Annotated in this window: 9 protein-coding genes; 3 read left to right on the top strand and 6 right to left on the bottom strand. The window is 69.2% G+C overall.

The window, feature by feature from the left end:
• Positions 1-29: 29 nt before the first annotated feature.
• Entirely contained in the window at positions 30-1766 is a 1737-nt protein-coding gene (locus GCN81_RS10835; RefSeq protein ID WP_156724445.1) for an alpha/beta hydrolase, read from the bottom strand.
• 324 nt (positions 1767-2090) lie between these two features.
• A complete protein-coding gene (gene uvrA / locus GCN81_RS10830) occupies positions 2091-5132 on the bottom strand; it encodes an excinuclease ABC subunit UvrA (RefSeq protein WP_156724132.1) in 3042 nt (1013 codons plus the stop codon).
• 187 nt (positions 5133-5319) lie between these two features.
• Between uvrA and GCN81_RS10825 the strand changes: the two genes are divergently transcribed.
• Genes GCN81_RS10825 through GCN81_RS10815 form a run of 3 tightly spaced genes read left to right on the top strand, consistent with a single transcriptional unit; the run spans position 5320 to position 7731 of the window.
• A complete protein-coding gene (locus GCN81_RS10825; RefSeq protein ID WP_156724130.1) occupies positions 5320-6006 on the top strand; it encodes a maleylpyruvate isomerase family mycothiol-dependent enzyme in 687 nt (228 codons plus the stop codon).
• Between the two features lie 10 nt (positions 6007-6016).
• A complete protein-coding gene (locus GCN81_RS10820) occupies positions 6017-6673 on the top strand; it encodes an MBL fold metallo-hydrolase (RefSeq protein WP_156724128.1) in 657 nt (218 codons plus the stop codon).
• 11 nt (positions 6674-6684) lie between these two features.
• Entirely contained in the window at positions 6685-7731 is a 1047-nt protein-coding gene (locus GCN81_RS10815; RefSeq protein ID WP_156724126.1) for a S66 family peptidase, read from the top strand.
• 31 nt (positions 7732-7762) lie between these two features.
• On the opposite strand, the gene GCN81_RS10810 is transcribed toward GCN81_RS10815, so the two are convergent.
• The 4 genes from GCN81_RS10810 to uvrB all read right to left on the bottom strand — a co-directional run bounded on the left by GCN81_RS10810 (position 7763) and on the right by uvrB (position 13919).
• The gene (locus GCN81_RS10810) at positions 7763-8794 is read right to left on the bottom strand and encodes a TerC family protein (protein ID WP_156724124.1); all 1032 of its coding nucleotides are present in this window, start codon (positions 8792-8794) and stop codon (positions 7763-7765) included.
• Between the two features lie 205 nt (positions 8795-8999).
• Complete coding sequence (locus GCN81_RS10805) at positions 9000-10955, bottom strand: TerD family protein (protein ID WP_156724122.1); 1956 nt, start codon at positions 10953-10955, stop codon at positions 9000-9002.
• An 87-nt stretch (positions 10956-11042) separates the two neighbouring features.
• Positions 11043-11621, bottom strand: a complete 579-nt coding sequence (locus GCN81_RS10800) for a TerD family protein (RefSeq protein ID WP_156724120.1) — start codon at positions 11619-11621, stop codon at positions 11043-11045.
• 156 nt (positions 11622-11777) lie between these two features.
• Complete coding sequence (uvrB, locus tag GCN81_RS10795) at positions 11778-13919, bottom strand: excinuclease ABC subunit UvrB (protein ID WP_156724118.1); 2142 nt, start codon at positions 13917-13919, stop codon at positions 11778-11780.
• Positions 13920-13939: the final 20 nt, after the last annotated feature.

Below are 13939 nucleotides of genomic sequence, written 5' to 3'. Positions count from 1 at the left end.
GCTCTGCGGTGTCAGGGCGCCCTGTGGTGTCAGTAGGGCGCCCTGCGTGCCTCGATGTGCTTCCGCAGCAGCTCCGTGTCCTGGTCCGTCCAGCCCTTCGGCGGCAGTACGGCGGCCCAGCCGTTCACCGACCCGGCTCCGTACCGGTGACCGTGCGGCGCGTCCACTCCGTACGAGACGGCCATGTCCACGGTCGTCTGCCAGAAAGCGACGAACGGGAACCAGTTGATCTCGGGCGTGACGTCGGGCCCCAGCGGCTGGTTCATCCACTCGGGGCGCTGGAAGAGCAGGTCGGTGGACCACCAGACGACCGGGTCCGAGGCGTTCTGCAGATAGACCACGCGCGGCTGGCCCCAGTCGGCCGGAGGTCGTTCCAGGTCCTCGGGGAACTGTGCGAACCGGATGTTCCGGCCGTCCTCGAACTGCGGCCGCCACACCGGACTGCCCGGGTCGCGGCGGGAGCGGATCTCCTGGGACACGGGTGAGAAGTGCGGCACCCCGGCCAGCAGCGCCGCGTCAACCTGTCCGAGCAGTCCGTCGACGCTGCCGTAGGTGTCCTCGATCGCGTACGCCCCCAGGCTCTCGCCGGTGACCGCGAACTTCGGACGGCTCCCCTCGGGCCGTGCGTCCACCTCCGCGCGGACCGCGGTGACCAGCTCCCGGGTGGCCTCACCGGCCTTCTCCTTGTCGACCAGGAAGGACACCCAGCTCGGCAGATACGAGTACTGCACGGCGACGATCGCGGTGTCGCCGCCGTACATGTATTCGAGTGACTCCGCGACCCTGGGGTCGATCCAGCCGGACCCGGTGGTCCCGGCGACGACCAGCACCTCACGGTCGAACGCCCCGGTGCGTTTCAGTTCCCGTACGGCGAGTTCGGCCTGGTCCTTGAAGGGGTCCCGCTCGCTGAACGCCGCGGGCTCGGGCGAACTGATGTAGATCCGGATCGGGTCGGTGGCGGCGCTGCCGTGATACGCGGCGATCTGCGCGCGGGTCGGTACGGACCCGGCGAAGTTACGTCCCTGGAACCCCAGGTCCTGCCAGGCGATCAGGGAGCCCGGGCCGCCGGAGACCAGTCGGGACGTCGGCTCCTCGATGCCGTCCTTGGTGCCGAAGTTGGTGGCCTTGGCGATCCGGTCCACGACGTCGATCACTCCGCGGTCGAAGACCACGTCCCGCAGCCCGACGGTGACGGCCATCGCGCTGAGCACCAGGCCGATGGTGACCGCCACGGGGCGCGGAAGCAGCCGTCCCAGACCGTGGATCAGCTTGCTGGAACCGAGTCGGACCGTACGGGCCAGGACGAGGATGACCAGACAGATGGCCAGCGACATCAGCGCGATCATCAGGGCGTGCCAGGTGAGGGCGGGCGGCAGGCCCTGCAAGGCGCGCAGCTGGCGCTGCATCTCCGCGCTCTCAGAGATCAACCAGCCGCTGAGGGCGGGGCTGAGCACCCAGTAGGCCTGCCAGCAGCGGGTCCGTACGCGTGGGCTCGGGCGTCGCCGGATCAGCGCGCGGACGAGGGTGCTGATCACCGAGCCCACGGCGTAGCCGATCGCCGCGGTGATTCCGCCGATCACCCCTTGCAGGAACCAGGGCCTGGGCACCAGCGAGGGGGTCAGTGACAGCCAGAAGAAGGCCGTGGCGACACAGGTCGCGGTGAGGTCGGGCCAGCGGCGGATCAGGTACTTCTCGTGCGGGCGGTCCCAGTAGGGATGGCGCCCTATGCGGACGAGGTGCTGGCCCGCCGACCTGGCGGTCCCCATCCGGCCCTCGGTCCACATGAGCCCCACGCTAAAGGGGTTGTGCCGTCCCAGCGCGCGGACGGCCGCCTCCCGTACGAGGCGCGGCCCGTCCGGGCGCGGGCGCGGCTCCCGCTGGTCGGGCGGGGGCCGCCTGCGCACGGTGCTGGTGCGCCCTCCGCTGGCTCCCTCGTGCCCCTCGTCGTCCCCGTGCACGCGTGCTTCGCCCCCCATGGGCCCCGTCTCGTCGCCTACGGGCTGTTGCCCGCGGCTACGGGCTGTTGCCCGCTGCCCAGACAGACACCACCGCGCCATGCGGGGTTGCCCGCCTGCGCGGCGGGCCGGGGGTCAGGCCTTCGGGGACCTCGGTGTCTTCTTCGCCGCGGTCTTGGTGGCCTTGGCCGTGACGGTCGGCCTGGCCGGGGCCTTGGCCGCGACGACCTTCTTGGCGGGGGCCTTCTTCGCTACGGCCTTCTTCGCCGCGGCTTTCTTCGGAGCGGCTTTCTTCGACGTCCGGCCCGGCTGTGTCTGACCCGCGTCGCTGATCCGGTCGGCCGCGATGATGTCCCGCAGGAACTTGCCCGTGTGGCTGGCCGGGACCCCGGCCACCTGCTCGGGAGTGCCCTCGGCGATGACGAGGCCGCCGCCGCTGCCGCCCTCGGGGCCCATGTCGACGACCCAGTCCGCGGTCTTGATGACGTCGAGGTTGTGCTCGATGACGATGACGGTGTTGCCCTTGTCGACCAGGCCGGACAGCACGCTGATCAGCTTGCTGATGTCCTCGAAGTGCAGACCGGTGGTCGGCTCGTCCAGGACGTAGACCGTGCGCCCGGTGGAGCGCTTCTGCAGCTCGCTGGCCAGCTTCACGCGCTGCGCCTCGCCGCCGGAGAGCGTCGGCGCGGACTGGCCGAGGCGCACATATCCGAGGCCGACCTCGTGCAGGGTCTTGAGGTGGCGCGAGATCGTGGGCACCGCCTCGAAGAAGCTCAGCGCCTCCTCGATCGGCATGTCCAGGACCTCGGCGATGGACTTGCCCTTGTAGTGGACCTCCAGGGTCTCGCGGTTGTAGCGCGCGCCGTGGCAGACCTCGCACGGGACGTACACGTCCGGCAGGAAGTTCATCTCGATCTTGATGGTGCCGTCACCCGAGCAGTTCTCGCAGCGACCGCCCTTGACGTTGAAGGAGAACCGCCCGGGGAGGTAGCCGCGGACCTTGGCCTCCGTGGTCTCCGCGAACAGCTTGCGGACGTGGTCGAAGACTCCGGTGTACGTCGCCGGGTTGGACCGCGGCGTGCGGCCGATCGGCGACTGGTCGACGTGCACCACCTTGTCGACGAGGTCGTCGCCCGCCACGCGCGTGTGGCGGCCCGGGACGTTCCGGGCGCCGTTCAGCTCGCGGGCGAGGTGGGTGTAGAGGATGTCGTTGACCAGGGTGGACTTGCCGGAGCCCGAGACACCGGTGACGGCTGTGAGGACCCCGAGCGGGAAGTCCACGTCGATGTCCTGGAGGTTGTTCTCCCGGGCACCGTGCACCGTGAGACGGCGGGTCGGGTCGACGGGCCTGCGCACGTCGGGGACCGCGATGGCCCGCTTACCTGACAGGTACTTGCCGGTCACCGACTCCGGGTTGGAGAGCAGCTCCTTGAGCGGCCCGCTGTGGACGACCTTGCCACCGTGCTCACCGGCGCCGGGGCCGATGTCGACGACCCAGTCGGCGACCTTGATGGTGTCCTCGTCGTGCTCGACGACGATCAGGGTGTTGCCCATGTCGCGCAGCCGGACCAGCGTCTCGATGAGCCGGTGGTTGTCGCGCTGGTGCAGGCCGATGGACGGCTCGTCCAGCACGTACAGCACACCGACCAGGCCGGAGCCGATCTGGGTGGCCAGCCGGATGCGCTGGGCCTCGCCGCCGGAGAGGGTGCCCGCGGCGCGGTTCAGCGACAGGTAGTCGAGGCCGACGTCGACCAGGAAGCGCAGGCGTTCGTTGACCTCCTTGAGGACGCGTTCGGCGATCTTCTTGTCGCGGGCGTTCAGCTTGAGCTCGCCCAGGAAGTCCGCGCAGTCGGCGATGGACATCGCGGAGACCTCGGCGATGGACCGTCCCATGACGGTGACCGCGAGGACGATCGGCTTGAGCCGGGTGCCCTCGCAGGTGGGGCAGGGCACCTCGCGCATGTAGCCCTCGAAGCGCTCCCTGCTGGCGTCGCTCTCGGCCTCCGAGTGGCGCCGCTTCACGAACGGCACCGCGCCTTCGAAGGGTGTGGTGTACACCCGCTCGCGGCCGTACCTGTTGCGGTACCGGACCTCGATCTGGGTCTTGTGGCCGTGCAGCAGGGCCTTCCTGGCGCGCTGCGGGAGCGCGCCGAAGGGGGTGTCGGTGCTGAAGCTGAGAGCGTCGGCCAGAGCTCCGGTGAGGCGGCCGAAGTACTCCTTGGTGTGGCCGTGCGACCAGGGGTGGATCGCTCCCTGGTCGAGCGACTTGTCCTCGTCCGGGACGATCAGCTCGGGGTCGACCTCCATGCGGGTGCCGATGCCGGTGCAGTCAGGACAGGCGCCGAAGGGAGAGTTGAACGAGAAGGAGCGGGGCTCCAGCTCCTCGAACGACAGGTCGTCGTAGGGGCAGTAGAGGTGCTCGGAGAACATCCGCTCACGCTCGGGGTCGTCCTCGGCCAGGTCGACGAAGTCGAGTACGACCATGCCACCGGAGAGTCCGAGCGCGGTCTCGACGGAGTCGGTGAGCCGCCGCTTGGCGCTGTCCTTGACGGTGAGGCGGTCGACGACCACCTCGATGGTGTGCTTCTCCTGCTTCTTCAGGGTGGGCGGCTCGGAGAGCTGGATGGTCTGGCCGTCGACCCGCGCGCGGCTGTATCCCTTGGTCTGCAGCTCGTTGAAGAGGTCGACGAACTCGCCCTTGCGCTCGCGCACCAGGGGCGAGAGCACCTGGAAGCGGCTGCCCTCCGGGAGCCCGAGGACCTTGTCCACGATGGCCTGCGGCGACTGACGCGAGATCGGGCGACGGCACTCGGGGCAGTGCGGCTTGCCGATGCGGGCGAAGAGCAGCCGCAGGTAGTCGTAGACCTCGGTGATGGTGCCGACCGTCGAGCGCGGGTTACGCGATGTCGACTTCTGGTCGATGGAGACCGCCGGGGACAGGCCCTCGATGAAGTCCACGTCGGGCTTGTCCATCTGGCCGAGGAACTGCCGGGCGTACGAGGACAGGGACTCCACATACCGCCGCTGGCCCTCGGCGAAGATCGTGTCGAACGCGAGCGAGGACTTCCCGGAGCCGGACAGCCCGGTGAAGACGATGAGTGCGTCACGCGGGAGGTCCAGCGAGACATTGCGCAGGTTGTGCTCGCGCGCACCACGGACGATGAGACGGTCGGCCACGCCGGTCCGCACCTTTCTTCAGAGAAGCGGGGGCGGGGCCCCCGTCCCACAGGTTAGAGGGGGCCACCACATCGATGGACTGGTCACTACAAATGATGCCTCTCCCGAGCGTATAGCACGCACATTCGATTTACGGAGCTGGTCTGCCACCTTCACCCAATCGAGTGGCGGGACTATCGTCGATGCCATGAATGATCATGTGCGCGACCTGGCTCTTGTACGCGAAGCGACCGACCGGCTGCTCACCGCTGCCGCCAAACTGGACGACGCGGCGGTCGCCGCTCCGTCCCGGCTGCCCGGATGGACCCGCGGCCACGTCCTGGCGCATCTGGCGCGCAACGCCGACGCGCTCGTCAACGTGTTCGCCGGACGCCCCATGTACGTCAGTGCCGAGGCACGCGACGGCGACATCGCGCGGGACGCTCCCCGGCCGCTCGCCACGCAGCTGGCCGACGTGCGCGACAGCGCCGCCCGCTTCCAGGAGGCGGCGACGGCGGACAGCGACTGGTCACGCACCGTCGAGCTGCGCAACGGCGTCACCGACTCGGCCTCACGCATCCCCTTCCGACGGCTGGTCGAGGTCGAGCTGCACCATGTCGACCTCGGTATCGGGTACGAGCTGGAGGACCTGTCGGAGGAATTCACCGGCCGGGAGATCGACTTCCTCGTGGACCGCTTCGCGGGCAACGCGACCCTGCCGCTGGTCCTGATCACCGCGACCGACGGCAGGCAGTGGAGCACCGGCAGCCGCGACGGCGATCCCGTCTCGGTCATCGGCTCCGCCCCTGACCTGCTCGGCTGGCTCGCCGGCCGCCGCCAGGGCGCCGGGCTCGAGTGTGACGGGACGCTCCTGCCGGTGCTCCCGGCTCTGTAGGCTGACGTCCATGACGTACAGCGGAGCGGTGAAGGTCGGCGGTCCTGCGGATGTCCACGAGCTGGCCGACCTGATGATCTCCAAGGTCGCCGTCGGCCCCATGGACAACAACGCCTATCTGCTGCGCTGCCGGGCCACCGGCGAGCAGCTGCTGATCGACGCGGCCGCCGAGCCACACACCCTGCTGAGCCTGATCGGGGACAGCGGCATCACCGGTGTGGTCACCACCCACCAGCACGGCGACCACTGGGGGGCGCTGCGCGAGGTCGTGGACGCGACCGGTGCGCGCACCTACGCGGGGCGGTACGACGCCGAGGGAATCCCGGTGCCGACCGACGTCCCCGTCGAGGACGGGGACACGGTGCGGGTAGGCCGCGTCGAGCTCACCGCCCGCCATCTGGTGGGGCACACGCCCGGCTCCATCGCCCTGATCTTCGACGATCCGCAAGGCCACCCCCATGTCTTCACCGGCGACTGCCTCTTCCCGGGTGGCGTGGGCAACACCTGGGGTGATCCAGAGGCGTTCGCGCGCCTGGTCGACGACGTGGAGACGAAGATCTTCGCGGCGCTCCCCGACGAGACCTGGGTCTACCCGGGCCACGGCAACGACACCACACTCGGCGCCGAGCGCCCACATCTGGCGGAGTGGCGGGAGCGCGGCTGGTGACGGTAATGACCATGCCGATACCCGTGTACCCGCCCAAGCCGTCTCCCGGTGACCGGGTCGCCGTCATCTCCCCTTCCAGTGGACTGCCCGGGCTCTTTCCGCTTCCGTACGAGCTCGGGCTCACCCGGCTCCGTGAGGACTTCGGGCTGCGGCCGGTCGAGTACCCGACGACCCGGAAGATGGGGTCGACCGCGCAGGAGCGGGCCGACGACATCCACGCGGCGTTCGCCGACCCGGAGATCAAGGCGGTGATCTCCAGCATCGGCGGCGACGACCAGATCACGGTCCTGCCACTGCTCGACCGGGAGTTGCTACGGGCCAACCCCAAGCCGTTCTTCGGATACAGCGACAACACCAACCTGCTGATGTACCTGCGGAACACCGGCATCGTCGGCTTCCACGGGGCCAGCGTGATGGTCGAGCTGGGCAGGCCCGGCGCGATGGACCCGCTGACCGAGGAGTCGCTGCGGGCCGCGCTCTTCAGCTCCGGGTCCTACGAACTGCGCCCGGCCCCGCGTTACGGCGACGTCAACCGTCCCTGGGAGGATCCCGCGACCTTCGAGCAGGTGCCGGAAACCGAGCCGGGCGGCGGCTGGATCTGGCACCAGCCCGACCGGGTGGTGGAGGGCCGCTCGTGGGGCGGGAACCTGGAGATCCTTTCCTGGATGCTGATGGCGGACCGGGAGATCCAGCGTGACCTGTCCGCGTACGACGGATGTGTGCTGTTCCTGGAGACCTCCGAGGAACTGCCCACCGGCGACGAGGTCTTCAGGATCCTGCGCAACATGGGCGAGCGCGGACTGCTGCGGCGCTTCCCCGCCCTGCTCTTTGGCCGGGCCAAGGCCTGGTCGTTCGACAAGCCCCACGACGCCACGGCGAAAGCCCACTACGCGCGCGTACAGCGCGAAGCCGTACTGCGCGCGCTGGCGACCTACGCCCCAGAAACCCTGGCCGTCTTCGATGTCGACCTGGGGCACACAGACCCCCAGGCGGTGATCCCGTACGGCGGTGTGGTGCGGGTGGACGGCCCCGCGCGGCGCATCACCGTACGGTACTGAGCGCACGCGCGGGGTCCTGCGGGCCGCCGCTCTACACCGGGCGGTGCTCGGCCTCCCGCTCGTCTGCCTCCGTCGTCCCGGACACCTCGGCGGCTTCAGTCGCCTCGGCCGCCTCGACCTCTGACTGCTTCCTGGCGGCCACCAGGCTGGTGATGGTCGTGACGACCAGCACCGCGCAGATGACGCCCAGCGAGACCGGGATGGAGATCTCCGGCACGTGCACACCGGACTCGTGCAGGGCGTGCAGCACCAGCTTGACGCCGATGAAGCCGAGGATGACCGACAGGCCGTAGCTCAGGTGAACCAGCTTCTTGAGCAGTCCGCCGATCAGGAAGTACAGCTGCCGCAGCCCCATCAGGGCGAAGGCGTTGGCGGTGAAGACGATGTACGGGTCCTGAGTCAGGCCGAAGATCGCCGGGATGGAGTCGAGCGCGAAGAGCACGTCGGTGGTGCCGATCGCGAGCATGACGACCAGCATCGGGGTCATGACCCGTCGGCCGTTCTCCTCGATCCACAGCTTGGTGCCGTGGTAGCGGTCGGCCACGCCGAAGCGCCGCTCCACCGCCTTCAGCGCGCGGTTCTCCTCGTACTCCTCGTCGTTCTGCTCGCCTCTGGCTTCCTTGATCAGCTTCCAGGCGGTCCAGATCAGGAAGGCCCCGAAGAGGTAGAAGATCCACGAGAAGTTGGCGATGATCGCCGCTCCGGCGGCGATGAAGATCGCACGGAGTACGAGGGCTATCAGGACCCCGATCAGCAGGACCCGCTGCTGGTACTGGGGCGGCACCGAGAACTTCGCCATGATCAGAACGAAGACGAAGAGGTTGTCGACGCTCAGCGACTTCTCGGTGATGTACCCGGCGAAGAACTCTCCGGCGGGCGCAGCGCCCCCGAAGAAGAACAGGCCGAGCCCGAACAGGGCCGCCAGAATGATCCAGACGACGGTCCAGATTCCGGCTTCTTTGATGGACACCTCATGGGGCTTGCGCCCGATGACGAAGTCAACGGCGATCAGGGCGATCAGGCCCACGATCGTCAGGACCCACAGGGTCAGGGAAACATTCACTGCGCCTCCGGCAGTACGTAACGGCACATCGATCAGCGGCGTCGCGCTGCCGGAGGTCTCTTCCACCCGGGTCCCGGGCCGACGTCCCGGGACCCTGAGGGGTCCGTACTGACGGGAACATCGCAGTAGGGAGTACTCCCCTCCGCACGCAGAACAGTACAGGAAACACCAAACGCAAGTAAAGAATTGACCAATAGCCCGGGACTCAGCGGAGCCAGGCGCGGCGCGCTGCCACCACCTGGTCGAGCACCTGCTGGAGGATCTGGCTGCCGGGCGGGATGAGCGCGGGCTGATAGGTCCAGGCATGGCCGATCCAGGGGTCGGCCAGGTGGTCGTCGGGAACGGGTGTGAGCCGCAGCAGCGAGCGCCACAGCGGGTCGAGCACCGGCCCGAACTGGGAGGCGTCCTCGCGGTCCGCGACCATCATCAGGTGCACACCGACGGCCGGACCCTCGTCGGCGAGGTAGCGCAGCTGGGTCACGGCGCGGTCGTCGAAGCCGTGCGGGAAGTCGTTGACGATCAGCAGTTGCTCCGCGGTGTCCAGGCCGGGCGGCAACGAGTCAGCCGCTCCCCCGCGGACCGCCATCTGCACCAGGTCGACCCGCTGGGTGAGCCGCGCCAGTACCTCCATGACGCCGGCCGCGCCGACGGCGGGCGGCCCGGCGAGCACGCCCGCGTTCACCAGCGGGGCCAGGGAGGGCGCGGCCGAACCCGCCGGGTCGACGACGTGCACGGTGAACCCGCCGACGGGATACACGGCGAGCAGCCGGGCGGCATGCGCTACCGCTGTCTGCATCGCGAGGCGGCGCAGTTCGCCGGAGTCGGCGACCGCATCCGTCCGGGAGCGGCCGCTGTCGATCCACAGCCCGCGCTCCAGCGGCAGCCGGACCAGCAGCGGTATCTGGAGTTCGGGGCTCTCGGGCAGCTGGAGATCGCCGAGGCGCAGGGCCATCGGGACCTCGAACGGGACGCGGTAGGCGTGCCAGGTCGGGTTGTCCCAGGCGGCGTAGGCCGGGGGCAGCGCGGGCTCGACGACATCGGCCTCGGCCTTGAGCTGCGCCAGGTCGCGGTCGAGCACCTGCCGGGCCTGGTCGACCAGCTGGGCGTGCTTGGCGCGGGCCGTCTCCCGGACGGCGTCGCCCGCACCGCCGATCCGGCTGCGCGGGTCGGACAGGGCCTGGTCGAGCTCCCGGTCCCTGCGGGACTCGGCGAAGTCGACCGCGCTGCGGTAGGCCGCCACAGCCCGGGCCAGGTCCTCGAACATGCCCCAGATCTGGTTGTAGAGCCGCTCTTCCATGTCCCAGCCGGTCGCGTCGCCCGCGACGGGCTGGTCCGGCTGCGTCGGGGGCGCGCTGGGCGGGGGCTCGGGTGGTGCGGTGGGCCGACGCTTCGGGTGGGTGTAGTTGACGGGGCTATCTGACGCGGCGGACGCGGGCTGCTGCGGCGGGCCGGACTGCGGTTGAGGTTGCGGTTGCGGTTGCGCCTGGTGGTCAGGCGCGGGCCGCGACGCTGCGCCGCCAGCGGCGGACGAGGACCCAGCCGCCGGGGCTGTACGCCGCACGCGGTCGCCGTCCGCCGTTCGCGGGGGCGGCGCGGACACCGAGCGGGCCAGCCCGCGCGCCACCGCGTCCAGGATCTGCGAGGCGATCTCACGCGCCCCCGGCAGCCCCTGGTCGCTCAGCATGTCGGCCAGCCCGCCCGCGTAGCCCTGACCGACGGCTCGCACCTTCCAGGCGCCCTGTCGGCGGTACAGCTCAAGGGCCACGACGGCGGACTCGGCGTCCAGGTCGGTGATGGTGTAACTGGCGACCTCGGTGCCGTCCAGACCAGTGACAGCGATGAAGGGAGCGGCTATCGCCCCGAAGCGGGCCGGTCCGCCGACGCCGGTGGGCAGCGCGAGCAGTACGTTGACGCGGTCCACCGCGGTCGGCAGCGCGTCCAGGTCCACGGCGAGCCGATGGTCGGCGGCCGCCTGCTGGGAGACCTCGAGTCCGGGGAGCTGCGGTGAGCCGGGGTGGGCGACCCACTCGGTGCCGCGCACCTGGCCCTGCTGGTCGCTGAGCGTCGCCCCCGCGACCACCGGCTTTCCCGCCGACACCCGGATCTCCAGGCGAGTCTGTGGCAGGGCGTGGTTCTGCCCCCTGACCAGCTCGGCCGTCATCGCCTTCGTCCCCCTCGTTGCGTCATTCCCGGTAGTGCGGCGCAGCTCCCGGTAGCCATGGCTTCCGGGAGCTGCGTACGCCGCTTTTCAGAGGTGCGGCAGGATGGTCGGCATCAGGTCCTGGAACGTCCGGCCGTTGGCCGGGGTGCCGAGGGCCGTCATCTGCCAGCCAGCGCCCGAACGGTGCACCTTGGCCATGATCTGTGCGGTGTACTGACCGCCGCCGTCCAGGGTGTAGCGGGCCATCTCCTGGCCGTTGGTCTCGTCGACCAGACGGCAGAAGGCATTCTGCACTTCCTCGAACGTCTGGCCGGTGAAGGAGTTCACCGTGAAGACGATCTGGTCGATGTGGACCGGTACCCGCTGCAGGTCGACGAGGACCGACTCGTCGTCGCCGCCCTGGCCCGCGCCGCCGACCAGGTTGTCACCGGTGTGGCGGACCGAGCCGTCGTCGCTGACGAGGTGGCGGAAGAACACCACGTCCACCGGCTGCTTGTCGGCGAAGAGCACGGCCGAGGCGTCGAGGTCGATCTCCCGGGTCCGCTTGCCGAACAGGCCACGACGCGGCGCCGCCTGCCAGCCGAGGCCCATGCGCACCGCGGTCAGCGTGGCTCCGTCGTTCTTCTCCAGGCTGATGGCCTGACCCTTGGTCATGTTGACCGTCACGCGCTGTCCCCTCTCGAACAATCCCCAACAACCGCCTTTGTGTGCGGTTGCGGTCACCCTACGCAGTGCCCCTGTCTGTGCCGTACCCCGGCCCGCGATTTTGTGTCGGTCTTGCAACACACCGTTCGGCACGGGGCCAGCGGCACGGGACAGAGGTCAGGCGAGCCCGGCCTCCTTCATCTGACGCAGTTCCTTCTTCATCTCCGAAACCTCATCCCGCAGCCGGGCCGCGACCTCGAACTGCAGATCGGCCGCGGCGGCCCGCATCCGCTCGGTCAGCTCTTCGATCTGCCCGGCCAGTTCCGCCGCGGGACGGTCGGTCGGGGTGGCCTTCGCCGCCTTGCCCTTCCCGGATGTGGCAGCCGCCTTGCCGAGGTCACCACCGAGCGCGGGCACCGGCGCCTTCGCCCCCTTGGCGTCCTTGCTCTTGCGGTACCCGCTGCCCAGCAGCTGCTCGGTGTCGACGTCCTCGCGCGCGATGGTCGCCACGATGTCGTTGATCTTCTTCCGGAGAGGCTGCGGGTCGATGCCCCTCTCCTTGTTGTACGCGACCTGCTTCTCCCGGCGCCTGTTCGTCTCGTCGATGGCCTTCTCCATCGCTGGGGTGATCTTGTCCGCGTACATATGGACCTGGCCCGAGACATTGCGCGCCGCGCGGCCGATGGTCTGGATCAGCGACGTGCCGGAGCGCAGGAAGCCCTCCTTGTCGGCGTCCAGGATGGCGACCAGGGACACCTCGGGCAGGTCGAGGCCCTCACGGAGGAGGTTGATGCCGACCAGGACGTCGAACTCACCGGCGCGCAGCTCGCGCAGCAGCTCGATGCGGCGCAGCGTGTCGACATCGCTGTGCAGATAGCGCACCTGAATGCCCAGTTCCAGGAAGTAGTCGGTGAGGTCCTCGGCCATCTTCTTGGTGAGCGTGGTGACCAGGACACGCTCGTCCTTCTCGGTGCGCTGCCGGATTTCGTGCACCAGGTCGTCGATCTGCCCCTCGGTGGGTTTGACGACGACCTCGGGGTCGACCAGGCCCGTAGGTCGGATGATCTGCTCGACCTGGCCGTCGCCGCGCGAGAGTTCGTACTTGCCCGGGGTGGCCGAGAGGTAGACCGTCTGCCCGACGCGCTGCTGGAACTCCTCCCACTTCAGGGGACGGTTGTCGAGCGCGGAGGGCAGCCTGAAGCCGTGGTCGACCAGTGTGCGCTTGCGGGAGGCGTCGCCCTCGTACATGGCGCCGATCTGCGGCACGGTGACATGGGACTCGTCGAGGACGAGCAGGAAGTCCTCCGGGAAGTAGTCGAGCAGGGTGTGCGGCGGCGATCCCGGCTCCCGGTCGTCGAAGTGCATCGAGTAGTTCTCGACACCGGAGCAGGAGCCGATCTGGCGGAGCATCTCCAGGTCGTAGGTGGTGCGCATGCGCAGCCGCTGGGCTTCCAGCATCTTGCCCTGCGTCTCCAGCTCGGCGAGGCGCTGTTCGAGCTCCTTCTCGATGCCGGTTGCGGCCTTGTCCAGGCGCTCGGGGCCCGCGACGTAGTGCGAGGCGGGGAAGACGTACAGATGCTCGTCGTCGCTGATGACCTCGCCGGTGAGCGGGTGGAGTGTGGACAGTGCCTCGATCTCGTCGCCGAACATCTCGATGCGGACCGCGAGTTCCTCGTACACCGGGAAGATCTCGATGGTGTCGCCGCGCACCCGGAAGGTGCCGCGAGTGAAGGCCAGGTCGTTGCGGGTGTACTGGATGTCGACAAAGCGGCGCAGCAACTGGTCCCGGTCGATCTCGTCGCCGACCTTGAGCTGCACCATGCGGTCGACGTACTCCTGCGGGGTGCCGAGGCCATAGATGCAGGAGACCGAGGCGACCACGACGACGTCGCGGCGGGTCAGCAGGGAGTTCGTCGCGGAGTGGCGCAGCCGCTCCACCTCCTCGTTGATCGAGGAGTCCTTCTCGATGTAGGTGTCCGACTGCGGGACGTACGCCTCGGGCTGGTAGTAGTCGTAGTACGAGACGAAGTACTCGACGGCGTTGTTCGGCAGGAGCTCGCGGAACTCGTTGGCCAGCTGGGCGGCGAGGGTCTTGTTGGGCGCCATCACCAGGGTGGGGCGCTGCAGCTTCTCGATCATCCACGCGGTGGTGGCGGACTTCCCGGTGCCGGTCGCGCCGAGCAGGACGACGTCCTTCTCACCTGCGCGGATGCGTCGCTCCAGCTCGGCGATGGCCGCCGGCTGGTCGCCGCTTGGCTGGTACGGGCTGACGACCTCGAAAGGCGCCACGGTGCGTTCGATCTTGGATACGGGCCGCATGGAACCCACCGTACGACTCC

The sequence above is a fragment of the Streptomyces apocyni genome, from assembly GCF_009739465.1.
GTDB classification, from domain to species: domain Bacteria; phylum Actinomycetota; class Actinomycetes; order Streptomycetales; family Streptomycetaceae; genus Streptomyces; species Streptomyces apocyni.
Note: the sequence above shows the minus strand (reverse complement) of the source record. Positions and strands in the feature narration are given on the sequence as shown.

What these genes read in the sequence shown, in the direction of transcription:
- GCN81_RS10835 (WP_156724445.1), bottom strand. Translation starts at nt 1,766, where the DNA reads ATGGGGACCGCCAGGTCGGCGGGCCAGCACCTCGTCCGCATAGGGCGC.
- GCN81_RS10805 (WP_156724122.1), bottom strand. Translation starts at nt 10,955, where the DNA reads ATGACGGCCGAGCTGGTCAGGGGGCAGAACCACGCCCTGCCACAGACT.
- uvrB (WP_156724118.1), bottom strand. Translation starts at nt 13,919, where the DNA reads ATGCGGCCCGTATCCAAGATCGAACGCACCGTGGCGCCTTTCGAGGTC.
- GCN81_RS10815 (WP_156724126.1), top strand. Translation starts at nt 6,685, where the DNA reads ATGCCGATACCCGTGTACCCGCCCAAGCCGTCTCCCGGTGACCGGGTC.
- GCN81_RS10825 (WP_156724130.1), top strand. Translation starts at nt 5,320, where the DNA reads ATGAATGATCATGTGCGCGACCTGGCTCTTGTACGCGAAGCGACCGAC.
- GCN81_RS10820 (WP_156724128.1), top strand. Translation starts at nt 6,017, where the DNA reads ATGACGTACAGCGGAGCGGTGAAGGTCGGCGGTCCTGCGGATGTCCAC.